We start from the raw sequence: 24,835 nt of genomic DNA on the forward strand, positions 1-24,835 counted from the left end.
ACGGAAGCGTTCAGCTCCACCGGCGGCCCTTGACTCGCGGGGGTCCCATCGGGGTGGATGCTCGGATAGCTGGAAAGGAGGGCGGGTATGAGACTGCTTCTTGTCGAGGACGACGAGCATGTCGCCGCCGCCCTCGTCGCCGTGCTCGGCAAGCACGGCTTCGACGTCGTCCGGGCCCGCGGCGGTGAGGAAGCGATCACGCTGCTGCACGACCGGGCCTTCGGCGTCGTGCTGCTCGACCTCGGGCTGCCGGACGTCGACGGCTTCGAGGTCTGCGGCCGGATCCGGCGGATCAGCTCCGTACCCGTGATCATGGTGACGGCCCGCGCCGATGTGCGTTCCCGCATCCATGGCCTCAACCTCGGGGCGGACGACTACATCGTCAAGCCCTATGACACGGGCGAACTGCTCGCCCGCATCCACGCCGTCAGCCGGCGCACCGGACCGGAGGAGGCGGGCGACGCCGAGGAGCCGGAGGGGGTGCTGGCCCTGGGGCCGATCACCGTCGAGCTGGCCACCCGGCAGGTGTCCGTGGACGGCCACCGGATCGCCCTCACCCGCAAGGAGTTCGACCTGCTGGCGCTGCTGGCCCAGCGCCCGGGCGTGGTGTTCCGCCGGGAGCAGATCATCAGCGACGTGTGGCGGACGAGCTGGGAGGGCACCGGCCGCACCCTGGAGGTGCACATCGCCTCACTCCGGGCCAAGCTGCGCCGCCCGGAGCTCGTCGAGACCGTGCGGGGCGTCGGCTACCGGCTGGCCCTGCCGGCCGCCTGAGCCCGCGTCGGTCCCGGCACCATGCGCTCCCGCCTCCTTCCCCTGCTCATCGTGCTGCTGGCCGGTGTGCTGCTGGCCCTCGGCGTCCCGCTGGCCACCAGCCAGGCCCGCAGCGAACAGCAGCGCGTCGTCGTCGACCGCATCGACGACACCGCGCGCTTCGCGTCGCTGACCCAGTTCGTCGCGGACGCCGCCGCCACCGGCACCGATGGCCCGCGGCTGTCCACCCTCGGCGACGAACTGGCCGCCTACCACGAGGTCTACGGAATCCGGGCCGGCGTCTTCCAGCGCGACGGCCGGCCGATGGCCGCGGCCCCCGCGGGCTGGCGGGTGCCCGGCGGGGCCACCGGCGAGGAGTTCACCGAGGCGCTGGCCGGCCGCCGCAGCCAGGGCCCGTCCCAGGTGTGGCCCTGGAACCTGGACCGGCGGCTCGTCGTCGCCTCACCCGTCATCCGCGACGGCGACGTGATCGCCGTGGTCGTCATCGACTCCCCGACCGGCCCGCTGCGCTCCCGCATCCTGCGCGGCTGGCTGGGCATCGCGGCCGGCGAGGCGGGCGCCATGCTGCTGGCCGTCGCCGCCGCCGTGCGGCTCACCGGCTGGTTGCTGCGCCCGGTCCGGGTGCTCGACAAGGCCACGCACCAGATCGCCACCGGCAGCCTCACCGCCCGGGTCGCCGAGGCCGGCGGCCCGCCCGAACTGCGCCGACTGGCACGGTCGTTCAACGAGATGGCTGACAACGTCGAGGAGGTCCTGGAACGCCAGCGCGCCTTCGTCGCCGACGCCTCCCACCAGCTTCGCAACCCGCTGTCCGCGCTGCTGCTGCGCATCGACCTGCTCGGCCTGGAGCTGCCCGAGGGGAACGAGGAGGTCGCCTCGGTCCGGGCCGAGGGCAAGCGGCTGGCCCGCGTGCTGGACGGCCTGCTCGACCTCGCGCTCGCCGAGGGCAGCGCCGCCGACCCCCGGATCACGGACGTGGCCGCGCTCGTCGCGGAACGGGTCGACGCCTGGCGGCCGCTGGCCGACGAGCGCGACGTGGCGCTGCGCCTGGCCGGGCCCGCGGCCGTCACCGGCTGGGCCGACCCGATCGGCTTCTCCAGCGCGCTGGACGCGATCGTCGACAACGCGCTGAAGTTCACCCCCGCGGGGGGCGGGGTCCGCGTCACCGTCACCCCGGGCCGCGACACCGTCACCGTCGAGACGGCCGACGACGGCCCGGGGCTGGACGAGGCCGAGCTGGAACGGATCGGCGACCGCTTCTGGCGCAGTGGCCGGCACCAGAACGTCTCCGGGTCCGGCCTCGGCCTGTCCATCGTCGCCGCCCTGCTCGCCGCCCAGGGCGGCACGATCGCCTACGCCCGCAACGAGCCGCACGGCCTCAAGGTGTCCGTCACCCTGCCCCGCCACGCGCCCGAGGAGGACGGGCCGGACGCGCTCAGTCCGCAGCGGCAGCCGGCCGCAGGCGAAGAGTGACGATCTCGAACGGCCGCAGCGCCAGCTCCACGCCGCCGTCCGCCGCGACCGGGCGGTCCGGGCTCTCGCCGAGCGGGCGTTCCAGCAGGTCGGTGACCGTCGCCGAGGCCAGCGGGAAGCCGGTCACCAGCCGGCCGGCGGCCCGCCCGCCGGCCGACTCGTAGAGGCGGACCACCACGTCGCCGCCGCGGTCGTCGGCCAGCTTCACCGTCTCCACGACGATCCGGCCGCCGTCGTCCACCACGGTCACCAGCGGCTCCACGGCGGCCGAGCCCGGCACGGACCGCTCTGGCAGGTTGATCCAGTGGCCCTCGGCGACCGCGTCGGCGAGCGTCGCCCCCGGCGCCAGCGCGTACCGCAGCCGGTGCGTGCCCTGGTCCGTCTCCGGATCCGGGTACCGCGGGGCCCGCAGCAGCGACAGCCGCACGGTCGTGGTCTGGCCGCCGTCGGGCCGCACCTCGCGCGTCACGTCGTGGCCGTACGTCGAGTCGTTGACCACGGCCGCGCCCCAGCCCGGCTCCTCGACATGGATCCAGCGGTGCGCGCAGATCTCGAACTTAGCGGCCTCCCACGAGGTGTTCGTGTGCGTCGGCCGGAACACGTGCCCGAACTGGGTCTCCGCGGCGGACCGGTCGGCCTTGACGTCCAGCGGGAAGGCGGCCTTGAGGATCTTCTCCCGCTCCCGCCAGTCGATGTCGGTCTCCACCTCCAGGACGCGGGCCCCGGGCCGCAGCGTCAGCCGCTGCACCACCCGGGAGGCGCCGAACGAACGGGTCACCTCCACCGTCGCGTCCGCGCCGCCGGACTCGGCCAGTGCCACCGAGTCGGCCTCGGTCAGGTCACTGACGCCGTTCCGGTAGAACTCGTCGATGTCCCAGGCGTCCCAGTGGTTGGGCAGATCGGCGTGCAACTGGAGCAGGTTCCCCGCCCGGCCCGGGGCGATCGCCTCCCGGCCGCCGGCCAGGTCCACCGCCGAGACCACCAGGCCCCGGCCGTCGACGCCGACCCGCAGCAGCCCGTTGTCCAGCGTGAACCCGCCGCCCTCGCGGGGCGTCACCGTCACCGGAAGCGCCTCCGGGCCGCCCTCGCGCGGGCGCGCGCCACCGCCCGGCACGCCCCCGCGCGCGTGCGGCGCCGCGTTGAACACCACCGTGCCCGGCCCGTCCCCGGCCAGCGCCCGCTGCGCCGCATCGATCATCGCCAGCAGCTCCGAGCGCAGCCGGGCATAGGTCTCCCGTGCCTCCCGGTGCACCCACGCGATGGACGACCCGGGCAGGATGTCGTGGAACTGGTGCAGCAGCACCGTCTTCCAGATCCGCTCCAGATCCGCGTACGGATAGGCGTAGCCCGGCACCCGCAGGGCCGCCGTCGCCGCCCACAGCTCGGCCTCGCGCAGCAGCGACTCGCTCTGCCGGTTGCCCTGCTTGGTCTTGGCCTGCGAGGTGTAGGTGCCCCGGTGCAGTTCCAGATACAGCTCGCCCACCCACACCGGGGCGTCGGGGTACTCGGCGTGCGCCTTGGCGAAGAACGCCGACGGCCGCTCGATCTCCACCCGGGGCGAGCCCTCCAGATCCCGCAGCCGCGCCGCGCGGGCCAGCATCTCCCGGGTGGGGCCGCCCCCGCCGTCGCCCCAGCCGAACGGCACCAGCGACCGCGTGCCCCGCCCCTTCTCCCGGTAGTTGCGCGCGGCGTGCGCCATCTCCCGGCCGCTCAGATCGGAGTTGTAGGTGTCCACCGGCGGGAAGTGGGTGAACACGCGCGTGCCGTCGATGCCCTCCCACCAGAACGTGTGGTGCGGGAAGGGATTCGTGGCGCTCCAGGAGATCTTCTGCGTCAGGAACCACGTCGAGCCGGACAGCTTCACCAACTGGGGAAGGGCGGCCGTGTAGCCGAACGAGTCCGGCAGCCACACCTCGTCCGTCTCGATGCCGAACTCCTCCAGGAAGAACCGCTTCCCGTAGACGAACTGCCGGGCCATCGCCTCGCCGCCCACCATGTTGGTGTCGGACTCCACCCACATGCCGCCCACCGGCACGAACGTCCCGTCCGCCACCTTCGCCACCACCCGCGTGTACACCTCCGGGCGGTGCTCCTTCAGCCACGCGAGTTGCTGAGCCTGCGACATGGCGAACACGAACTCCGGGTGGTCGTCCATCAGCGCCACCACGTTCGCCGTGGTGCGCGCCACCTTCCGCACGGTCTCGCGCAGCGGCCACAGCCAGGCCGAGTCGATGTGCGCGTGGCCCACCGCGCTGAGCCGGTGCGCCGAGGCGTGCGCCGGGGAGGCGAGCACCCCCACCAGGCGCCCGCGGGCGGCCGGCGCCGTGCCCGCGATGTCGGCCAGGTCCAGTGCGTCCAGCGCGCCCTCGATCGCCCGCAGCAGCGTCCAGCGCCGGGCGTCGTCCGGCGAAAGCTCCTTCATCAGCCCGCCGGCGACGTCCAGGTCCTGCACCAGCTCCCACACCTGCGGCTCGAAGACGGCCAGGTCCATCCGCGCCACGCGGTACAGCGGCTCGTCGCCGGCCGTCAGCCGGTCGCCCCGCCAACTCGGCCGGGGCTCGTTGAGCACCGGGTTGGCCGCCGCCTCGACATACAGCTCCACCTCCTCGCCGCCCGCCGCGGCGTCCGCGATCCGCACCCAGTCGTTGTAGGGGTGCAGGCCCTTCACGGCCCCGCCGTCGCGCCGGTACACCAGGCCCTCGCACTGGAAGCCGGGCATCAGCCGGTCGAATCCGAGGTCGAGGACGGCCTCGACCGTCCGCCCCGCCCAGTCCGCCGGCACCCGCCCGGTGACCCGGAACCAGGTGGTGCCCCAGGCCGGGCCCCAGGCCTCGCCCGCAGCGGCCGGGCCGTACGGCGCGGCCAGGCCCTCGGCCACCGGGACCGGCTCGCCCGGCGCGTCCCAGCGCTCGACGGTCAGCGGCACGGCGTCGCGGTGGACGGCGGGCCGGACGCGTTCGGTCAGAACCCGGTGCAGGCGGTCTTCGAGGAGGCTTCGGTCGTCATGCATGGCGTTGACTCCGTTGTCGTCGCGTTGTCGTGGCGTGCGTGATGTCAGAGGCGTCGAAGGGAAGACGGGGTGGCGCTGTTCAGGACTTGACCGACCGGTAGTAGTCGCGGGCTCCCCGGTGCAGTTCGAGCGGCTGGGTGTAGATCGCGGTCCGCAGGTCCACCCGCTGTGCCGCGTGCACCTCCTGCCCGATCCGGTCCCGGCCGTTGATCACGGAGCGGGTGATCTGCTCGGTGAGCTCCGCGTCCGTGTCCTCGGTCGTCACCAGCAGATTGGCCACGGCGATGGTGTCGACCACCTCGGACCCCGCGATGTCCGGGTACGCGTCGGGCGGCATCACGGCCGCCCGGTAGAAGTCGGTGTGCGGCCCCCGCCCGCCGAGCGCGGGCAGCAGATCGCCCAGCGGCACCAGACGGATGTCCAGCCGCCCGGCCAGCCGCGTCACGGCCGAGGTGGGCAGCCCGCCGGACCAGAAGAACGCGTCGACCCGGCCCGCCTCCAGCATCCGGGGCATGTCGTTGATGCCCTCGCGGACGGCCTCGATGTCCGCGTCCATGTCCAGTCCGGCCGCCGCCAGCAGCTCCCGCGTCACGAGCTGCACCCCGGACTGGTCCTGGCCGACGCCCACCCGCAGCCCGGCCAGGTCCTCGGTCGTGCGCACCGGCGAGTCCGCCGGGACCACGAGCTGCATGTAGTCGTCGTAGAGCCGGGCGCAGGCCCGCAGCCGCTCGGCGCCCTCGCCGCCCCCCGCCTGATAGGCCGCGATCGAGTCCGCGGTGGCGATGGCGAAGTCGGCCTCGCCCGAGATCAGCCGCCGGATGTTCTCCACGGAACCGGCGCTCGGCGTCAGCGTCATGTCCAGGCCGGGGGCGTCGCGCGCGAGCTGGACGCGCAGCAACTGCCCGTAGCGCGCGTAGACACCGGTGGTCACCCCGGTGCTCAGCGTCACCGAGCCGGAGGGCCGGTCGTCGCTCCCCAGGACCGGCCGCCACAGCAGCCCGGCCAGCACCGCCAGCGCGACGGCCAGGCCCAGCAGGACCGGCACGGAGGGCCGCCGGAGGGAACGCACCGAGAGCACCCGAGCAAGCTATCAGCGGAACGTAGACTTGGGGACCTGCGTATCCGGTCTTGGAAGTCGAATGGATTGAGCTCTCGCATGCCCGAAGTCACGCGCACCTATGAAGTCCGGACGTTCGGCTGCCAGATGAACGTCCACGACTCCGAGCGGATGGCCGGGCTGCTCGAACAGGCCGGTTACGTCCCGGCCGCCCCGGGCGCCGACGGAGCCGATGTCGTCGTCTTCAACACCTGCGCCGTCCGGGAGAACGCCGACAACCGCCTCTACGGGAACCTGGGCCAGCTCGCCCCCAAGAAGGCCGCCCGCCCCGGCATGCAGATCGCCGTCGGCGGCTGCCTGGCCCAGAAGGACCGCGACACCATCGTCCGCCGGGCGCCCTGGGTGGACGTCGTCTTCGGCACCCACAACGTGGGCAGCCTGCCGGTGCTGCTGGAGCGGGCCCGCGTCCAGCGCGAGGCCCAGGTCGAGATCGCCGAGTCGCTGGAGGCGTTCCCCTCCACGCTGCCGACCCGCCGCGAGAGCGCCTACGCGGCCTGGGTCGCCATTTCCGTCGGCTGCAACAACACCTGCACCTTCTGCATCGTCCCCGCGCTGCGCGGCAAGGAGAAGGACCGCCGCCCCGGCGACATCCTCGCCGAGATCGAGACGCTGGTCGCCGAGGGCGTCACCGAGATCACCCTGCTCGGCCAGAACGTCAACGCCTACGGCTCCGACATCGGCGACCGGCAGGCGTTCTCCAAGCTGCTGACCGCCTGCGGCCGGATCGAGGGACTGGAGCGCGTCCGCTTCACCTCGCCCCACCCGCGCGACTTCACCGACGACGTCATCGAGGCCATGGCCACGACGCCGAACGTGATGCCCCAACTGCACATGCCGCTCCAGTCCGGTTCCTCCCGCGTGCTGCGCGCGATGCGCCGCTCCTACCGGCAGGAGCGCTACCTCGGCATCATCGAGAAGGTCCGCGCGGCCATCCCGGACGCCGCCATCACCACCGACATCATCGTGGGCTTCCCCGGCGAGACCGAGGAGGACTTCGAGGAGACGCTGCACGTGGTGCGCGAGGCCCGCTTCGCGCAGGCGTTCACCTTCCAGTACTCCAAGCGCCCGGGCACCCCGGCCGCCGAGATGCCGGGCCAGATCTCCAAGGAGGTCGTGCGCGCGCGGTACGAGCGGCTGGTCGCCCTCCAGGACGACATCTCCTGGGAGGAGAACAAGAAGCAGGTCGGCCGCACCGTCGAGGTGCTGGTCGCGGAGGGCGAGGGCCGCAAGGACGACGCCACCCGGCGGCTGTCCGGCCGGGCCCCCGACAACCGGCTGGTCCACTTCGACCGCCCCGCCGAGCCCATCCGCCCCGGCGATGTCGCCACCGTGGAGATCACCTACGCCGCGCCCCACCACCTGCTCGCCGAGGGCCCGGTCAAGGCCGTGCGCCGTACCCGCTCCGGCGACGCGTGGGAACGGCGCACCGCCGCGCCCGCCCCCGCGCCTGCCGGGGTCATGCTCGGCCTGCCGACGATCGGCGCCCCGGCGCCGTCGGCCGAGCCGGCCGGCGGCTGCCACGCCCACTGAGCCCACCGGACGCACCGACCCGAGCCCCGCGACGGGGCCCGGGCGGTCCCGGGCGATGGGCCGGCCAGGGCCTAGGCTGCGGCCATGCTTGTCGCCGCTGCTGTCTGCCCCTGTCCGCCGTTGCTGGTGCCCGACCTGGCCGCCGGTGCCGCCGCCGAGCTGGATGAGGCCCGCGCCGCCAGTTACGACGCCGTCGGCGTCCTGGCCGCCGCCCGCCCCGACCGGCTCGTGGTCGTCGGCCCGGCCGAGGAGTCCGGCCGCGGCGCCTTCCCGGCCGGTACGCGCGGCTCGCTGCGCGGCTTCGGAGTGGCCGTCGAGGCCGCGCTCGGCGCGGGCGAGCCGGGCGAACGCGAACTGCCGCCCTCGCTGACCGTGGGTGCCTGGCTGCTGGAGCGCACCGCGTGGCAGGCCGCCCCGGTGGAGGCGCTCGGACTCGCCGAGTCCCTGGAGCCGGAGCGCTGCGCCGAACTGGGCCGACAGTTGGCGGCGGGCGCCGAACGGCTCGCTCTGCTGGTGATGGGCGACGGCAGCGCCTGCCGCTCGCCGCGCGCCCCCGGCTCCTTCGACGAGCGCGCGGCGGCGTTCGACGCCGCCGCCGCGCGGGCGCTCGGCGAGGCGAACACCGGCGCGCTCGCCGCGCTCGATCCCGCGCTCGCCGAGGCGCTGCACGCCGCCGGGCGCTCCGGCTGGCAGCTTCTTGCCGGAGCCGCCGAGGGCGCCGGCCTCGTCGGGCGGCTTCTGTACGACGAGGCGCCCTACGGCGTCGGCTACTTCGTGGCGTCCTGGTCCTGAGCGGCGGCCGGGCCGGTCCGGGCCTCAGCCCCGGTCCGGGCCCCGGCCGCCCTCGTCGGTCCCGGACGGGCCGTCGTCGCGCCGGTCGCCGCCGGTGAAGCGGCCGAGGGCTCCCTTGGCCTTGTCGGTGCCGCTCTCGATCCGGTCGCGGTACTTCCCCTTGGTCATGGAGTCCGCCGCCTTCGCGGCCTTGTCCATGCCGGTCTCGACCTTGTCACGGTTCTGCGTGAGCTTGTCCTTGAGCCGGTCCATGAAGCCCATCGTGGCCACCTTCCCTCTGACCTACGGGCGGGCCGCTCCCTCGCCCGCCTCGCTGTCGGCCGCCTCCGCCGCCGCGGTCTGCTTCGGAATGCCGACGGCCTCGCCGCCGGTCTCGGCGGGCGCCTCGCCCGGCGCCTCGTCCGGCGGCGCCCCGACCGCCCCGGCCGGTGGGACGGGCGGCGGCTCCGTACCCCGACCACGGCGGCGGATCCAGGCAAACACTCCCATATCTACTCCTGACCATACTTGGCTGGGTGACATTCCGCCCCGGAGAGGGCGGATGGAACTCCGGAACGGCAAACGACCCGCCCGGTGCCGCGTCACGTCGCTCGTTCGAGGGCCGCCACCGGATCTGGGACACTTCCTGGCGTGAACAGCGGACCCGCAGCTCCCCAGGTCGTCGCCGTGGTCGGGCCCACCGCGGCCGGGAAGTCGGACCTCGGCGTCGCCCTGGCCGGCCGGCTGGGCGGCGAGGTGATCAACGCCGACTCGATGCAGCTCTACCGGGGCATGGACATCGGCACCGCCAAGCTGACCCCGGCCGAGCGGCGGGGCGTGCCCCACCATCTGCTGGACATCTGGGACGTCACCCGCACCGCAAGCGTCGCCGAGTACCAGCGGCTGGCCCGGGACCGCATCGACCGGCTGCTCGCCGCGGGCCGCGTCCCCGTCCTGGTCGGCGGCTCGGGGCTCTACGTCCGCGCCGCCGTGGACCCGCTGGACTTCCCCGGCACCGATCCCGCCGTCCGGGCCCGGCTGGAGGCCGAGCTCGCCCGGCACGGCAGCGGTGTGCTGCACGCCCGGCTGGCCGCCGCCGACCCGCCCGCCGCCCGGGCCATCCTGCCCAGCAACGGCCGGCGGATCGTCCGCGCCCTGGAGGTCATCGAGATCACCGGGCAGCCGTTCACCGCCCGGATGCCCGGCCCCGACGAGGAACGCGCCGCCTACCGCACCCTCCAGATCGGCGTCGGCGTCGAACGCCCCGAGCTCGACGAGCGGATCACCGCCCGCGTGGACCGGATGTGGCGGGCCGGGCTGGTCGAGGAGGTCCGCGCGCTGGAGGCGGCCGGGCTGCGCGAGGGCCGCACCGCCTCCCGGGCCCTGGGCTACCAGCAGGTGCTGGCCGCGCTGGCCGGGGAGTGCACGCTGGAGGAGGCGCGCGAGGAGACGATTCGCGCCACTCGGCGCTTCGCCCGCCGGCAGGAGAGCTGGTTCCGGCGCGATGCGCGCGTGCGCTGGCTGAGCGGGGCGCGTGAGGCCCGCGGGGAGCTTGAGAAGCGCGCCTGGGGCTTGCTCGAACGGACGGTCACATCCTGATCACGTGATGGCATCGGGACGCTCCAAGCGGCCGGGAGCGGACTCCAGGCGTGCCATCATCGAGCAATGCGCAGCCGTGAACCGTGAAGTCTGGAGGGCGCGTGGCGATGGAGGCCGGCCCTCGGGAGAGCAACGGTACGACGGAAGGTGTCCCCTCACGACGGGTCACCGACACCCCCCTCGGGGACCCGGCGGAGGACGGCCTGCCGCCCGCCGAGCCCGTCGGGGAGTCCGTCGAGATCATCGACGACTTCAACCGCGACGAGTCCTACGCCGACCTGCGGCCGCCCCGCCGGCTCCGGCTCACCCTCTTCGCCCCGATCGTGCTGCTGAGCCTCCTCGGCTCGCTGATGTTCGCCTTCCCGCTGGCCTTCGCCTTCGACGAGGCCGGCGCGGTGGTCGCCATGCTGGGCCTGCTCATCGGGTGCAGCGCCGCCGGCTGGGGCATGATGGCCGCCCGCCGCGTCGGCTACACCTGGCCCGGCCTGCCCCCGCGCGGCTCCGGCCGCCGCCCGGACTGGCGGCTGCTGCTCCTCTACGGCCTCGGCGTGCTCCTGCTCGCCGTCCTCGCCGTCCTGCGGGTGGCCGCGCTGCGCTGACCGCCGTCACGATCCGTTACGATCGGGCGGGTGAGCATCGCACAGCAGCCTGTGCCGTTCCTCAAGGGACACGGCACGGAGAACGACTTCGTCATCCTCCCCGACCCGGACGGGCGCCTCGACCTGTCGCCCGCCGACGTCGCGCGGCTGTGCGACCGGCGCGCCGGCCTGGGCGGGGACGGGCTGCTGCGCGTGGTGCGCGCCACCGGTGAGGCCGCCGCCGAGGCCGAGTGGTTCATGGACTACCGCAACGCCGACGGCAGCGTCGCCGAGATGTGCGGGAACGGCGTGCGGGTCTTCGCGCGCTACCTCCAGCGCGCCGGGCTCGCCAAGGGCGACGACCTGCCCATCGCCACCCGCGCCGGCGTGCGCCGGGTGCGGTTCGAGGACGACGGCGACATCTCCGTCGGCATGGGCGTCGCCGCCTTCCCCTCCGGCCCGGGCGAAACGGTCACGGTGACCGTGGGCGAGCGCACCTGGCCCGCCCGCCACATCGACATGGGAAACCCGCACGCGGTCGCGTTCGTCGACGACCTCGCCGACGCCGGCCGCCTCTTCGACCCGCCCGCCGTGCACCCGGCCACCGCGTACCCGCGGGGCACCAACGTCGAGTTCGTGGTGGACCGCGGGCCCGGCCGGGTGGCCCTGCGCGTGCACGAGCGCGGCTCGGGCGAGACCCGCTCCTGCGGCACCGGCGCCTGCGCCGTCATGGTCGCCGCCGCCCGGCGCGACGGGCGCGACCCGGCGGCCGACGGCCGTTCGGCCACCTATGTGGTGGACGTGCCCGGCGGCCGGCTGCGGATCACCGAGGACACGGACGGCCGGATCACGATGGCCGGCCCGGCGGTCATCGTGGCCGAGGGCACCATCGATCACCACTGGCTGAACCTCGCCTGACTACCTCTCATTTCGGCCACGTTTCCGAGAACATAAGTAACTCGAATGGGTGATCCACCACGATCGGGGCGGCCGTCGGCATGCGGCACGTGGTGGGCTCGGTAGCATCAAGCACCGGCGCCGTTGCGGGATCACGAGGATCACGGGGATCGTTCGACACCCGGCCGCGGTCCGGTCAGGAGACCGCGGGAGGTGCCCACCCCATGAGCGCAGAGGCGACCACGCCGGGCGGTACCGCCCGGGAACGCCGGGTCCACCGCAAGGACGTGCTGAGGCTGCGTCAGCTCGGCCGCGCCGCCGTCTTCCGCTCCACGGTCCGGGGCGGACTGCCCGACGCCATCGAGCATGTCGCGCAGGCCCACCGCCGGCACCACCCGCGCGCCGACCTCGACGCGCTGCGCCGCGCCTATCTGCTGGCCGAGTCCGCGCACCGCGGGCAGTTCCGCAAGAGCGGCGAGCCCTACATCACGCATCCGCTCGCCGTCACGCTCATTCTCGCCGAACTCGGCGCCGAGACCACGACCCTGACGGCCTCCCTGCTGCACGACACCGTCGAGGACACCGAGGTGACTCTCGATCAGGTGCGCGCCGACTTCGGCGACGAGGTCGGCCATCTGGTGGACGGCGTCACCAAGCTGGAGAAGGTGGACTACGGCGCCGCGGCCGAGCCCGAGACGTTCCGCAAGATGCTGGTCGCCACCGGCAGCGACGTCCGGGTCATGTCGATCAAGCTCGCCGACCGGCTGCACAACATGCGGACGCTGGGCGTGATGCGCCCGGAGAAACAGGCGCGCATCGCCCGCGTCACGCGCGACGTCCTCATCCCGCTCGCCGAGCGGCTGGGCGTGCAGTCCGTCAAGACCGAGCTGGAGGACCTGGTCTTCGCCATCCTGCACCCCGAGGAGCACGCCGGGGCACGGGAGTTGATCCGCCGGCACGGCATGGGGCCCGACCCGCTGGCCGAGGTCGCGGAGGCGGTGCGCGGCGTGCTGCGCGAGGCCGGGATCGGCGCGGAGGTGGTGATCCGGCCGAGGCATGTGCTGTCCGTGCACCGGATCCGGCTCAAACGCGGCGACCTCGGCCCCTACGACTACGGCAGGCTGCTGATCCTGGTCGCCGAGGACGCCGACTGCTACGCCACGCTGGGCGAGCTGCACACCTGTTTCACCCCGGTCGTCTCGGAGTTCAAGGACTTCATCGCGGCGCCCAAGTTCAACCTGTACCGCTCGCTGCACACCGCGTTCGCCGCCGGGTCCGGACAGGTCGCCGAGGTGCTCGTGCGCACCCAAGCCATGCACCGGGTCGCCGAGGCCGGGGTGGTGGCGCTCGGGGATCCGCTCCGGGGCGGCGACGGCGAGAGCGCCGACGACGGCGAGCGGGTGGACCCCACCCGGCCCGGCTGGCTGTCCCGGCTGCTGGACTGGCAGCGGCAGGCCCCCGACCCCGACACGTTCTGGACCGCGCTGCGGGACGAACTGGCCCAGGACCGGGAGATCACCGTGTTCGGCGAGGCGGCGGACGCCGGCCCGCTGCAACTGCCCGTGGGCGCCACCTGTGTGGACGCCGCCTACGCCCGGCACGGCCAGGCCGCCCACGCCTGCATCGGCGCCAGGGTCAACGGCCGCCTCGCCACCCTCCGCACGGTGCTGCGCGACGGCGACACCGTGCATCTCCTGCTTGCCCCGGACGGCAGTTCGAGCCCGTCCCCGGAGTGGCTCGAATACGCCACCACCCCGGCGGCCCGCATCCCGATCCGCCGCTGGCTGGACAGCACCCAGGCGGCCGGGGCCGAGCCCGGCACCGAGCGGGTCGCGCCGGCCGGGCCGGGCGCCACCGCGCACCCGGGGAGCCGCCGCCGGCCGGAGGAGGACCCGGGGGAGGAGGCCGCCGCCATCGTCGCCGCCGCGCCGGAGGCGCCCGTGCGGCTGGCCCGCTGCTGCACGCCGGTGCCCCCGGACAGCGTGCGGGGGTTCGCGGTCCGCGGCGGTGCCGTCACCGTGCACCGGGAGGACTGTCCGACCGCCGTGCGGATGGCCGCCGCCGGGCGCGCGCCGCTCCCCGTGAGCTGGCGCTCCGGCTCGGTGGGCTGCCGGGTCACGCTGCACGCCGAGGCCCTGGGCCGCCCGGAGCTGCTGGCCGATCTGACCGAGGCCCTGGCCGCGCACGGCGCCGCGGTGCTGGCCGCCGAGGTCGAGCCGCCGCGCGACCAGCGGGTGCGGCACACCTACACGCTGCGGCTGCCCGATTCGGCGGGGCTGCCCCGGTTGATGCGGGCCATGCGCCGGGTACCCGGCGTGTATGACGTCACGCGCGCCGCCCGGTTGCAGTCATAGCGCCGCCGGGAATGCCCGGCGTGGCCGCTAATCCGGGTGACGGCCCGGGGTGGCCGTGCCACTATGGGCGTGCGCCGCCGGGAATGTTCCGGATCGCTGGGACGTTGCGAACACGGCCCCATCTCCATGCCGCCGGCCCGTGTGGACCGCTGGCTCATCCGACGTAAGGAACGCATTGACCTTTTCTTCCCTTCCTCAGGACCACCAGCGCCGCACCGCGAGCCGCCGGGCCGACGCCCTGATGGATGAGGACGTCACCCGGAGCGAGCCCGACCACGCGGACGGCGAGCAGTTCGAGCGCGAGGAGCGCGCCGCGCTGCGCCGCGTCGTGGGACTGTCCACCGAGCTCGAGGACATCACCGAGGTCGAGTACCGCCAGTTGCGCCTGGAGCGCGTGGTGCTGGTGGGCGTGTGGACCTCAGGTACGGCCCAGGACGCGGAGAACTCCCTCGCGGAGCTCGCCGCCCTGGCGGAAACGGCGGGTGCGCTGGTGCTCGACGGCGTGATCCAGCGCCGCGACAAGCCCGACCCGGCCACGTACATCGGCTCCGGCAAGGCGCAGGAGCTGCGCGACCTGGTGCTGGAGACCGGCGCCGACACCGTCGTGTGCGACGGTGAGCTGAGCCCCGGCCAGCTCATTCACCTGGAGGACGTCGTCAAGGTCAAGGTGGTCGACCGCACCGCCCTGATCCTCGACATCTTCGCCCAGCACGCCAAGTCCCGGGAGGGCAAGGCGCAGGTGTCGCTGGCCCAGATGCAGTACATGCTGCCGCGGCTGCGCGGCTGGGGTCAGTCGCTGTCCCGGCAGATGGGCGGCGGTGGCTCCGGCAGCGGCGGCGGCGGGATGGCGACGCGTGGTCCCGGTGAGACCAAGATCGAGACCGACCGGCGGCGGATCCGCGAGAAGATGGCGAAGATGCGCCGGGAGATCGCGGACATGAAGCACGGCCGGGAGCTCAAGCGGCAGGAGCGGCAGCGCAACAAGGTGCCGTCCGTCGCGATCGCCGGGTACACCAACGCTGGCAAGTCATCCCTGCTGAACCAGCTCACGGGCGCCGGGGTCCTCGTGGAGAACGCCCTGTTCGCCACGCTGGACCCGACGGTGCGCCGGGCCACCACGCCGACCGGCCGGGTGTACACGCTGGCCGACACCGTCGGCTTCGTGCGGCACCTGCCGCACGACCTGGTGGAGGCCTTCCGCTCGACGATGGAGGAGGTCGGCGATGCCGACCTGATCCTGCACGTGGTCGACGGAGCCCACCCGGCGCCCGAGGAGCAGCTCGCCACCGTGCGCGAGGTGATCGGCGAGGTGGGTGCCCGGGACATCCCGGAGATCGTCGTGGTCAACAAGGCGGACGCCGCCGACGAGTTGACGCTTCAGCGCCTGCTGCGCGCCGAGAAGCGGGCGATCGCCGTCTCGGCCAGGACCGGGCAGGGCATCGACGAGCTGCTGGCCTGGATCGACAGCGAGCTGCCGCGGCCCGCCGTGGAGCTCGAGGCCCTGGTGCCGTACACCCAGGGGGCGTTGGTCTCCCGGGTGCACGCCGAGGGCGAGGTGCTCTCCGAGGAGCACACCGCCGAGGGCACGCTGCTCAAGGCGCAGGTGCACCATGAGCTCGCGGCCCTGCTGGAGCCGTACGTTCCGGCCGGGCGCCGCTGACCGCCGAGTACGACTGACACATACGTGAGGCTCCGCCCCCGCCGGGGGTGGAGCCTCACGTATGAACCAGCACTTGGAGGGGGCGGCCCGCTCCCGCGATGGTTCAGCCGCCGGTGTCGACGCGGGCCGGGTCGGCGGCGAGCCCGCGCAGGATCAACTGGACCCAGCGGCGGCGCGCCTCCTCCGGCAGCTCGTCGCCGGGCATGGTGCTCATCATGAGCATGAGGTCCGCCGCGGTGACGTCCGGGTGCAGCGAGCCCTCGGCGTGGCCGGCCTCGACGATGCGGGCCAGGCCGTTTCTGCCCTTGTCCGCCAGTCCGGGGTCCGCCTGGACGCCGAGGTTGTGCATGGCGGCCTTGATGGTGCGGTCCACGCCCGCCGCGTCGCTGATGCGCTCGGTCAGCACGGTGAGCTCCGCGAACGCGCTGCCCCCCGCGTCGATCCGGGCGACCGCCTCGTCGAGCGCCGTGAAGATCCGGTGCGCGAGATCGCCGACGATCGCGTTCACCAGGTCGGCCTTCGTGGGGAAGTGCCGATAGAGCGTGCCGACGGCCACGCCCGCCTCGCGGGCGATCTCGTCGATGCCGACGACTTCTCCGCGTGCCGCGAACAAGGTCCGTGCGGCACGCAGAATGTTCGCGCGATTACGCGCAGCATCGGCGCGTAGCCGGTGTGGTGCGGTCACCGGCCCACCTCCCGTCCTCCGGTGTGATCCCAACAAAGATGGCATTGCCACTCAACCTGAGTGGTGGTTCACTATAGAAGGTGAGTCGACGTTCAGGTTAGGGGGCGAGATGACCGAGTGGTGCGTGGCAGACATTCCGGACCTCACCGGCCGCGTGGCGATTGTCACGAGAGCCGACTCGGGGCCCGGCCTCGCCACCACGCATCGTCTCGCCGTCAATGGCGCCAGAGTGGTGATGGCCTGCTCCGATCTGGGCACCGCCGAGTCCGCCAAGCGGCAGGTGCTGGGCACGACCGGAGTCGCCGACGAGCGACTGGAGGCATGGGCGCTGGATCTGACGGACCAGCTCAGCATCGATCTGTTCGTCGGAAAGCTCCTCCGCACCTGTGACCGCCTGGACTTGCTCATCAACGATACCGGTGCGCGTTCCGGTTCCCCACAGCGTCCCGTGCCGGGTGTGGAGCCATCGGTCGGTGTCCTGCATCTCGGTCATATGGCGCTCACGCTGGGGCTGTTGCCCCTGCTGGTCGGCACCCGGGGATCCCGGGTGGTGACCGTCGCGGATCAGGGGCGCCGGCTCGGGCCCCCGCGCGGGCTGCGCGGCACCGGATCGGTGGCCGTGCTCTTCGCCGTCGAGCTGGCCCGCAGGCTCGCCGCGGCCGGCCAGGGCACGCTGTCGCTGGCCGCCGCGCCGGGCAGCACCCAGCTCCGTTCCTGGGCGCGCGGGGCGGTCGACACGGCGCGCACCACCCTGCGCGCGGCGACCGATCCGGACGCCGCCTCAGGTCTTGTCTACGCTCCCGGTCCGCTGGGCCGCTCGTGCCCGGTGCCCCGGGGGCCCCGGCTGCGGGCGAAGGACCGCCGGGCGGCCGTCACGTTCTGGAGGCGGTCGCTGCGCATGCTCTCCCAGGACGAACCACCGCAACTGCTCCCACGGCCCCTGGCCGTCGTCCCCTTCTCGATCTGACGGCCCGCACCCGCCGGTTCCCATTCCCAACCCCCATAGAAACCTCTGGAGATACTGATGCTCGGTCTGGCCCGTTGGTGTTACCACCATCGGCTTATGACGCTTTTGCTGTGGGTGGCCTCGCTGGTGGGGCTGGGCGTCGCCAGTGGGGCGGCGGGCAACGGTTACAGCACCGTGTTCAACCTGCCCGGCAGCGAGTCCAACACGGCTCTCGAGATGATGACGGAGGCGACCCCCGACACGGCCGGCGCCACGGCGAACGTGGTGTGGGAGGTGTCGGACGGCTCGGTCAACGACGCCGAGCCGCGTGAGCGGGTCGCCGCCGCGCTGGCCGAGATCGCCGACATGCCCGGCGTGGGCTCGGTGATCAGCCCCTGGGACGAGCAGGGCGCCGGTCAGATCGGCGAGGACGAGACCATCGCCTATGCCCAGGTTGCGTTCCCCGAGCAGAGCCATGAGCTGGACAAGGGCCTGGTCGAGGACGTCATCGAGGTCGCGCAGGGCGCCGGGACCGACGGGCTGCGGGTGGAGCTGGGCGGCTCGGCCATCACGGCCGCCGAGGAACCGTCCGCGGCGGCCAGCGAGCTCGTGGCCATCGTGGCGGCGGCGGTCGTGCTCTTCATCGCCTTCGGCTCGCTGCTCGGCATGGTCCTGCCCATCGTGATCGCCCTGGCGGGCGTGGGCACCGCGGTGCTGACCGTGAGCCTGCTCTCCCACGCGGTGACCATCTCGGACATCGCGCCCACGCTCGGCGTGCTGATCGGTCTCGGCGTCGGCATCGACTACGCGCTGTTCATCGTGACCCGGCACCGCAACGGGCTGCGGGCGGGCGTCGATCCCGAGGAGTCGGTGGTCACGGCGCTCAACACCTCCGGCCGCGCCGTGGTGTTCGCCGCCATCACCGTGGTCCTGGCGCTGCTCGGCCTGCTGACCCTGGGCCTCAGCTTCCTCAACGGGGCCGCGCTCGCCGCCTCGTTGACCGTGCTGTGCACGGCGGCCGCGTCGGTCACCCTGCTGCCCGCGCTGCTCGCCTTCTTCGGCCCGCGGGTCCTCAGTCGCAAGGAGCGGCGTTCCCTCGCCGAGCATGGGCCGGTCACGGGTGCCGACACCTCCGGGTTCTGGGCCCGCTGGGCCGCGGTGGTCGAGCGCCGCCCGCTGGCCCTGTCGGCCCTCGCCATCCTGGTGATCGTGGTGTTGGCGCTGCCGACGCTGTCCATGCGGCTGGGCAGCTCGGACCAGGGCACCAACCCGGACGACTTCACCAGCAAGCGGGCGTACGACATGCTGGCCGAGGGATTCGGCCCCGGTTTCAACGGGCCTCTGGTGCTGGTCGCCGAGGTGCCCTCGGCGGAGGCCGGGGATGCGCTGGCCGGTCTCGCGGAGGACATCGCCGCGGTGGACGGGGTGGCCGACGTGGTCGGCGGATCGGTGGCCGAGGGGGCCACGATCGGCATCATGCAGGTGACCCCGGAGTTCTCGCCGCAGGACGAGGAGACCTCGGACCTGATCGAGACGCTGCGCCAGGACGTGATCCCGCCCGCGGAGGCCGACACCGGACTCCAGGTCTACGTCGGCGGCCAGACGGCCATCAACGACGACTTCGCCGGTGAACTCGCCAGCAAGATGGCGATGTTCGTCGGGGTGATCGTCCTGCTCGGCTGCCTGTTGCTGCTGCTGGCGTTCCGCAGCGTGGTCATCCCGCTCACCGCCGCCGTGATGAACCTGATGGCCGCGCTCGCCTCGTTCGGCGTCGTGGTCGCGTTCTTCCAGTGGGGCTGGGTCTCCGACGCGGTCGGGATGGGGTCCGGGCCGGTCGAGCCGTTCCTGCCGGTGCTGATGCTGCCGGTGCTCTTCGGGCTCTCGATGGACTATCAGGTCTTCCTGGTCAGCCGGATGCACGAGGAGTGGGTGCACACCAAGGACAACCGCCGCGCGGTGATCGTCGGCCAGTCCGAGACCGGCCGGGTCATCACGGCCGCCGCCACGATCATGGTCGCCGTGTTCTGCGCCTTCATCCTGGGCGGCCAGCGGGTGATCGCGATGTTCGGTGTCGGACTCGCGGTGGCGGTGGCGCTGGACGCGTTCGTCCTGCGGACTGTGCTGGTGCCGGCGGCCATGCATCTCTTCGGCCGGGCCAACTGGTGGCTGCCGGGCTGGCTCGACCGGATTCTGCCCCACCTGTCCGTCGAGGCGCCGGAGAAGCCGGCGCCGCGGGAGAACGCCCCCGCCGAGGAGACCGACGACACGACGAAGGCGGAGACGCACCTGCAAACACAGCGCTGACACCCCGAGGACCGATCGGGCCAGCCCCAGGACGGTTGGGCGAGATTACTCCCCCGACCGCCCGAGGGTTGGCCCGATCATGCTTAATCCCCGGGGAACTCCGAGTTCCGGTTCGCATTCTCGTCACTGGCTGTTGAAATTAAACGCTTCAACAAAAAACAACGGCGGGGCTGATGTGAAGGGGGTGTATATGTGCCGTGAAAGCCCGATGTGGCCGCGCGGGCCAGTCGAGCGACTGTCATGAAGGGTCAATGTTGACGTAATGCCTGACCTCGTATAATCATTGCAGGCAGGTCCCGTCCGACAGCTACCGAAAGGTCATGTTACCAATCAGTCACAAGGGGGAGTGAGTGGTAATGGCGCTAGTTGAGCGCGCCGGGGAGATGAGGAGTCTAGACCAACTTCTCATTGAGGCTCGCGAAGGTGCCGGTAAGGTTGTTCTGATTTCAGGTCCGGTGGCGACAGGCAAGACCGAGCTGTCCATTGCTTTTTCGAGAAAAGCGGCGGCCACCGGTGTCCGGGTCCTCAACGCTTTTGGATCCGCCGAGGAAAATGATATTCCGCTGGGTGTGCTGCGGCAACTGGCCGGGCCTATTCCGTCGGATGGAATGGATCCCTATCGACTGACCCGGGCGATCTCCGCCGAGCTGCTGAATTCGGCTGCCGGGCAGCCGCTGCTGATCGTCATCGACGATATTCACTTCATCGACAGCGAATCCCTGCATGGCGTCCTGCATCTGATGCGGCAAATTCGAGGGGCCGCTGTCATGCTCCTGATGACATACCTGGAGCACCCGACGCCCGCGAATCCCGCGTTGCACGCGGAACTGTTGCGCAGCCCGCACTGCCACCGCATCACCCTGGGCCCGCTCACGGCGTCCGGCGTGGGTGAGCTGCTGGCCGCCGACATGGACGTGGCGCGGGCCGACCAGCTCGCGCTGGACTGGCACGCCTTCACCGGCGGGAACCCGCTGCTCATCCGGGCCTTCCGGCAGGAGGCGCGGAGCGTGGCCGGGGACGGGCGGCCCCCGGCCGGCCCGGTGGCCGGCGGGGTGTTCACGGAGGTGGCCCTCGCCTGTCTGCACCGCGGCGGACCCGTCGCGCTCGACGTGGCGCGCGGCATCGCGGTGCTCGGCCACGACGTCACCCCGGAGCTGCTGGCCCGGCTGCTGGCCACCGACCTCACCGAATTGAACCGAACCGTGCAGATTCTGAACGCGGGCGGTTTTCTGGAGGCCATGCAGTTCCGCCATCCCGCGGTCCGCACGGCCGTGCTCAAGGACCCGGCCTTCGAAGCGCTGCCGGAATGGCATTACCGCGCGGCGGAACTCCTCGAAGCCGAAGGAGTACCCCCGGTAAGGGTGGCCGAGCATCTGGTCGCCGCGAACCGCGCGAGCACGCCCTGGAGCATCGCCGTTCTCCTGGAGACCTCCGGGGAATCGCTGCGCCGGAACGATGTCGGATTCGCCTTGCGCTGCCTCGAACTCGCGCACCGGGAATGCCCTCCGGGACCCGAGCGCACCGAGCTCATCGGAATGCTGATCCGTGCCGAATGGCAGACCAGCCCGGCCCGCGCCAACACCTACCTGGCCGAGCTCATGGACACCTGGCGGCAGCACGGGCTGCCCGACCGGGAGGCCCTCACGGTCGTGAAGGCCCAACTCTGGTACGGGCGTATCGCCGACGCCATCGAGGTGCTGAAGGGCACTGGCGAGTCCCTGGTGGACGGCGACTCCGCCACCGACCTGGCCAGCATGCGGAACTGGGTGCGCGCCTCCTACCCGGAGCTGTTCTACGGCATCCAGAACTTCTTCGAGTCGCGCCTGGCCCACGCCACGGACGCCGCCGTCATCAACGACGCCAATCCGCCCGGCCGCCCGCTGACCGCCGCCCTGAGCAGCGAGGGTGACGGGGCGTTCGTCCGGCACGCCGAGGACGTTCTCCAGAACTACCGCATGGGCGACTGGTGGCTGGCCCCGCCGAGCGCCGCCATCCTCGACCTGGTCTACGCGGACCAGCTCAAGCGCGCCGAGCGGTGGTGCTCCCGGCTGCTCCAGGAGGCCGAGGCGCGCGGCGTGCGAAGCTGGCGCGGCATCATCTTCGCGATCCGCGGCGAAATGGCCCGGCGCAACGGGCAGATCCTCCAGGCCGAGGAGAACTCCAGGGCCGCCCTGGACCAGGTCTCGCCGCGCTCCTGGGGTGTCATGGTGGGCCTGCCGCTGGCCAACCTCGTCGTCGCCGCCACGGCCAAGGGCGAGTACGAGGAGGCCGACATCTATCTGGAGCGCTCCGTGCCGGAGGCCATGTTCCAGACCCGCTACGGCCTGCACTATCTGGAGGCGCAGGGCCACTACAACCTGGCCACCGGCCGGCACCAGGCCGCGCTGCGCTACTTCCTCATCTGCGGGCGCCGGATGCGGGAGTGGGACCTGGACGTGCCCATCCTCGTGCCGTGGCGCACCGGCGCCGCCGAGGCGCTGGTGCGGCTCGGCGACAAGACCGGCGCGCGGCAGCATTTGGACGAGCAACTGGAGCGGCCCACGGGCTACCACCCGCGCATTCGCGGGGCGGCGCTGCGGGTTCGGGCGGCCACGGCGGAGCCGCGCCAGCGGTTATCGCTGCTGCGCGAGGCGACCAGCCTCCAGCGCAACTGGCAGAACGAGTTCGAGCTGCTGCGGGCGCTGGCCGATCTGAGCAACGCCTATCAGAACCTCGGCGAACAGCATCACGCCCGGACCGCCGCGCGCCGGGCCTGGCGCCTCGCGGAGCGCTGCCGTGCCGAGCCGCTGGCGCGCAAGCTGCTGCCGGCCTACGGGGCGGCGTACTCGACGAGTCAGCCGCCGGATCCGCAGCTCGAAGGGGGGTCGGACTCGGTGCTGAGCGCGGCGGAGCTGCGAGTGGCCGAGCTGGCCTCGCTCGGGCACACCAACCGCCAGATCGCGGGGAAGCTCTACATCACGGTCAGCACGGTGGAACAGCATCTGACGCGGGTGTACCGCAAGTTGAACGTGTCCCGCAGGGTGGACCTGCCGGCCCGGCTGGGCATGCGCGAGTCCGGCGTCTGACGGGGCGGGCGGGGGACGCCTCACATGGCCACCCGGCTGTCGGCGAGAATGGCCTGATGCATGGCCTGGAGCCGGCGCCCGGGTTCCACGCCGACCTCGTCGCGCAGGGTCGCGCGGGCCTTGCGGTAGACCTCCAGCGCGTCGGCCTTGCGCTCGGAGAGATAGAGCGCGCGCATGAGGTAGCGGTACAGGGACTCGCGCAGCGGGTTCTCCGCGACGAGTGAGTAGAGCCGTCCCACGATCTCCCGGTGGCGGCCGAGCTCGCAGTACGCCTCCATCAGTAACTCGGTGCATTCCAGCCGGGATTCGGTGAGGCTGCTGGCGTAGGCGCCGGCGATGGGGCCGACCGGCAGCTCGTCGAGGGCCGGTCCCCGCCACAGGGCGAGCGCGGCCTCGCAGGAGATGACGGCTTCCTGGAGCCGGAGTTCGCGGAGGGCCTGGCGGCCGTCGTCCAGCAGCCGGTGGAATTCCGTCGCGTCCTGCTCCTCGGCGGGGGAGTCGAGCAGATACCCCAGGGGCCGCGTCACGATCGGGTTGGCCGGGCCGCCGGGGCGGTCGAGCGACTTGCGGAGCTGGGAGACATGGACATACAGCGAGGCCTCGGCTCTTCGCGGCGCCTTCTGTCCCCAGATCTCGGTGATGAGCTGGTCGGTCGTGACCACCTCACCGGGGCGGGACAACAGGGCTGCCAGCAGGATCTGGACCTTGCGCGCGTTGATGAGGAACTCTCGGTCTCCGTCGAGAACCCGCAGTGTCCCCAGCACTTCGTATCTCAATTGCCCTCCGGAACCAGCAGCACGAATTGTCCCTGTTGGCGGACATCCCCCAGGCTGCCACCCCAGGACCTGTCCCCCAACCCCTAGTCCGGGTTTGCATCCCCTATTGGGCTGGTTAAGGGATCCCTGAGAACGGCTTTAGAGTGTTGGGAAATGAATGGCACGTCGTCCAGCATATTCCACGCAACGGCGGCGGGCGGGCCGGGCGGGACGCCGGCCGGTCGGCCACCGTGGGGAAACCGGCCGTTCCCGGCCCCGTCGGGGAGCCTTCATGCAGCCGCTGTCCGGGGCCTGACACCCGTGCCCACCTGGGCAGTTGTTGGCGTTCCTGAGGTGGAACGGACCCCGGCGCGGCGCCTTGGGTTTTTGCTAGATCGGCTTTAGACGCCCCCGCAATGCTGGTCGGCAGCGCAGTCGGAACTCGGACAAAAAGACGGAGCATCGAAAGGGCGGAGAACGCATGGATCGAGCGCCCAACGTTATTCTCGAAGGCGGCCCGACTCCTCTGCCCGACGAGGAGCGCGTCCGTTACGTAGCCGATCCCGGTCAGAAGATCAAACTGTACCGAGGTCATCGCTACGACCATTTCGAACCCACTGCCCAGACGTCTCCTCATCATGGGCGGGAACTTCTCGTCTTCCAGTGGAGCGGTAGCACCTTCGTCGCCGAATAACGGGCCGGGGTGTGGCAATTGGCTGAACGAATACGGAGAGGTATCTGATGCACGTGACAGAACGGAAGGGCACGCCGAGGAAGCGGCGTATGACCGCCACCGCCGCCGCGCTGGTCGCGGCGGGCAGTGTCGCCGCGTTCCTGGCTCCCGCCTCGGCGTCCGCCGCCGAAGCCCGGGGCCGCGGGGCGGACTGCGTGTCCTACGACGATGTGACGGAACTCGTCGTCGCGGGCGGCGGCACCGAGGACGGCGTTGACGTCGGGGACGTCGCCTGGTATCAGAGCCTCCTCTTCGACGCCAGCGGCGAGCAGATCGGCACCGTTGACGCCGACGTGCGCGTCGTCTGGCAGGACCCGTCCAACCAGCACTTCTACTACTGGATCTCTGAGACGATCGAGCTGCCCGACGGCACCATCAGGACTGCCGGTGTCTTCGACCACGACGCCGTGACCTACGACGGACTGACCCCGTACGCCACCGCTTGGGGCGTCAGCGGCGACTACGCGGGCAAGGTCGGCGGCCGGCAGTTCGAGATCGTCCAGGGCCCCGTCAACTGGGCCACCCACATTTACCTGTGCGGCCTCTGAGGGCCCACGCGTAACAACCGCGTAGACCCCGACCAC

The 24,835-nt window shown here is 72.2% G+C and carries 20 protein-coding genes and 1 pseudogene; 15 read left to right on the forward strand and 6 right to left on the reverse strand.

Going from position 1 to position 24,835, the window contains the following annotated elements:
• The first annotated feature begins 87 nt into the window (after positions 1 to 87).
• Positions 88 to 774, forward strand: coding sequence for a response regulator transcription factor (locus RM590_RS32765; RefSeq protein ID WP_311708434.1), 687 nt, complete (start codon positions 88 to 90; stop codon positions 772 to 774).
• Between the two features lie 21 nt (positions 775 to 795).
• The gene (locus RM590_RS32770; protein WP_311708435.1) at positions 796 to 2,247 is read left to right on the forward strand and encodes a sensor histidine kinase; all 1,452 of its coding nucleotides are present in this window, start codon (positions 796 to 798) and stop codon (positions 2,245 to 2,247) included.
• Here the strand turns inward: RM590_RS32770 and RM590_RS32775 are convergent.
• Together RM590_RS32775 and RM590_RS32780 are read right to left on the reverse strand one after the other, a co-directional pair.
• Positions 2,210 to 5,257 (reverse strand): alpha-mannosidase, encoded by a 3,048-nt coding sequence (locus RM590_RS32775; protein ID WP_311708436.1) that lies wholly within the window; start codon positions 5,255 to 5,257, stop codon positions 2,210 to 2,212. The genes RM590_RS32770 and RM590_RS32775 overlap by 38 nt on opposite strands.
• Positions 5,258 to 5,336: 79 nt before the next feature.
• On the reverse strand, positions 5,337 to 6,326 hold the full coding sequence (locus RM590_RS32780) for a TAXI family TRAP transporter solute-binding subunit (RefSeq protein WP_311708437.1): 990 nt from the start codon (positions 6,324 to 6,326) through the stop codon (positions 5,337 to 5,339).
• An 87-nt stretch (positions 6,327 to 6,413) separates the two neighbouring features.
• Between RM590_RS32780 and miaB the strand changes: the two genes are divergently transcribed.
• Positions 6,414 to 7,904, forward strand: a complete 1,491-nt coding sequence (miaB, locus tag RM590_RS32785; protein ID WP_311708438.1) for a tRNA (N6-isopentenyl adenosine(37)-C2)-methylthiotransferase MiaB — start codon at positions 6,414 to 6,416, stop codon at positions 7,902 to 7,904.
• A gap of 84 nt (positions 7,905 to 7,988) precedes the next feature.
• The gene (locus tag RM590_RS32790; protein ID WP_311708439.1) at positions 7,989 to 8,696 is read left to right on the forward strand and encodes a class III extradiol dioxygenase subunit B-like domain-containing protein; all 708 of its coding nucleotides are present in this window, start codon (positions 7,989 to 7,991) and stop codon (positions 8,694 to 8,696) included.
• 24 nt (positions 8,697 to 8,720) lie between these two features.
• Here the strand turns inward: RM590_RS32790 and RM590_RS32795 are convergent, their stop codons facing one another.
• Complete coding sequence (locus RM590_RS32795; protein WP_311708440.1) at positions 8,721 to 8,957, reverse strand: antitoxin; 237 nt, start codon at positions 8,955 to 8,957, stop codon at positions 8,721 to 8,723.
• 21 nt (positions 8,958 to 8,978) lie between these two features.
• Positions 8,979 to 9,185, reverse strand: coding sequence for a hypothetical protein (locus RM590_RS32800; RefSeq protein WP_311708441.1), 207 nt, complete (start codon positions 9,183 to 9,185; stop codon positions 8,979 to 8,981).
• A 141-nt stretch (positions 9,186 to 9,326) separates the two neighbouring features.
• On the opposite strand from RM590_RS32800, the gene miaA reads away from it, so the two are divergent.
• From miaA to hflX, 5 genes are all read left to right on the forward strand, one after another.
• Entirely contained in the window at positions 9,327 to 10,274 is a 948-nt protein-coding gene (gene miaA, locus RM590_RS32805; protein ID WP_311708442.1) for a tRNA (adenosine(37)-N6)-dimethylallyltransferase MiaA, read from the forward strand.
• Positions 10,275 to 10,381: 107 nt separating this feature from the next.
• Positions 10,382 to 10,873, forward strand: coding sequence for a hypothetical protein (locus tag RM590_RS32810; protein WP_311708462.1), 492 nt, complete (start codon positions 10,382 to 10,384; stop codon positions 10,871 to 10,873).
• A gap of 36 nt (positions 10,874 to 10,909) precedes the next feature.
• Positions 10,910 to 11,770 (forward strand): diaminopimelate epimerase, encoded by an 861-nt coding sequence (dapF, locus tag RM590_RS32815; RefSeq protein ID WP_394814021.1) that lies wholly within the window; start codon positions 10,910 to 10,912, stop codon positions 11,768 to 11,770.
• Positions 11,771 to 11,973: 203 nt separating this feature from the next.
• Entirely contained in the window at positions 11,974 to 14,103 is a 2,130-nt protein-coding gene (locus RM590_RS32820) for a RelA/SpoT family protein (protein ID WP_311708444.1), read from the forward strand.
• Positions 14,104 to 14,278: 175 nt separating this feature from the next.
• Positions 14,279 to 15,763, forward strand: coding sequence for a GTPase HflX (hflX, locus tag RM590_RS32825; protein WP_311708445.1), 1,485 nt, complete (start codon positions 14,279 to 14,281; stop codon positions 15,761 to 15,763).
• Between the two features lie 103 nt (positions 15,764 to 15,866).
• Here hflX and RM590_RS32830 read toward each other — a convergent pair whose 3' ends face one another.
• The gene (locus tag RM590_RS32830) at positions 15,867 to 16,493 is read right to left on the reverse strand and encodes a TetR/AcrR family transcriptional regulator (protein ID WP_394814020.1); all 627 of its coding nucleotides are present in this window, start codon (positions 16,491 to 16,493) and stop codon (positions 15,867 to 15,869) included.
• 79 nt (positions 16,494 to 16,572) lie between these two features.
• On the opposite strand from RM590_RS32830, the gene RM590_RS32835 reads away from it, so the two are divergent.
• The 4 genes and pseudogenes from RM590_RS32835 (at position 16,573) to RM590_RS32850 (ending at position 22,763) form a co-directional block, all read left to right on the forward strand.
• Positions 16,573 to 17,415 (forward strand): SDR family NAD(P)-dependent oxidoreductase, encoded by an 843-nt coding sequence (locus RM590_RS32835; RefSeq protein WP_311708447.1) that lies wholly within the window; start codon positions 16,573 to 16,575, stop codon positions 17,413 to 17,415.
• A 96-nt stretch (positions 17,416 to 17,511) separates the two neighbouring features.
• Positions 17,512 to 19,698: an MMPL family transporter gene (locus RM590_RS32840; protein WP_311708448.1), complete on the forward strand. Its 2,187-nt coding sequence runs from the start codon at positions 17,512 to 17,514 to the stop codon at positions 19,696 to 19,698.
• Positions 19,699 to 20,081: 383 nt separating this feature from the next.
• Positions 20,082 to 20,387: pseudogene (locus tag RM590_RS36110) on the forward strand (hypothetical protein); the annotation flags it as partial.
• A gap of 78 nt (positions 20,388 to 20,465) precedes the next feature.
• Positions 20,466 to 22,763, forward strand: coding sequence for a helix-turn-helix transcriptional regulator (locus RM590_RS32850; RefSeq protein ID WP_311708450.1), 2,298 nt, complete (start codon positions 20,466 to 20,468; stop codon positions 22,761 to 22,763).
• Positions 22,764 to 22,783: 20 nt separating this feature from the next.
• Here the strand turns inward: RM590_RS32850 and RM590_RS32855 are convergent, their stop codons facing one another.
• Positions 22,784 to 23,539, reverse strand: coding sequence for an AfsR/SARP family transcriptional regulator (locus RM590_RS32855; RefSeq protein ID WP_311708451.1), 756 nt, complete (start codon positions 23,537 to 23,539; stop codon positions 22,784 to 22,786).
• A 460-nt stretch (positions 23,540 to 23,999) separates the two neighbouring features.
• On the opposite strand from RM590_RS32855, the gene RM590_RS32860 reads away from it, so the two are divergent.
• Together RM590_RS32860 and RM590_RS32865 are read left to right on the forward strand one after the other, a co-directional pair.
• Positions 24,000 to 24,212: a DUF5988 family protein gene (locus RM590_RS32860; RefSeq protein ID WP_311708452.1), complete on the forward strand. Its 213-nt coding sequence runs from the start codon at positions 24,000 to 24,002 to the stop codon at positions 24,210 to 24,212.
• 89 nt (positions 24,213 to 24,301) lie between these two features.
• Positions 24,302 to 24,799 carry an allene oxide cyclase barrel-like domain-containing protein gene (locus tag RM590_RS32865; RefSeq protein ID WP_311708453.1) on the forward strand — a complete coding sequence of 166 codons (498 nt, stop codon included), beginning with the start codon at positions 24,302 to 24,304 and terminating at the stop codon, positions 24,797 to 24,799.
• Positions 24,800 to 24,835 lie beyond the last annotated feature (36 nt).

Origin of the sequence: Streptomyces litchfieldiae (assembly GCF_031845365.1) — a bacterium.
Taxonomy (GTDB): Bacteria; Actinomycetota; Actinomycetes; order Streptomycetales; family Streptomycetaceae; genus Streptomyces; species Streptomyces litchfieldiae.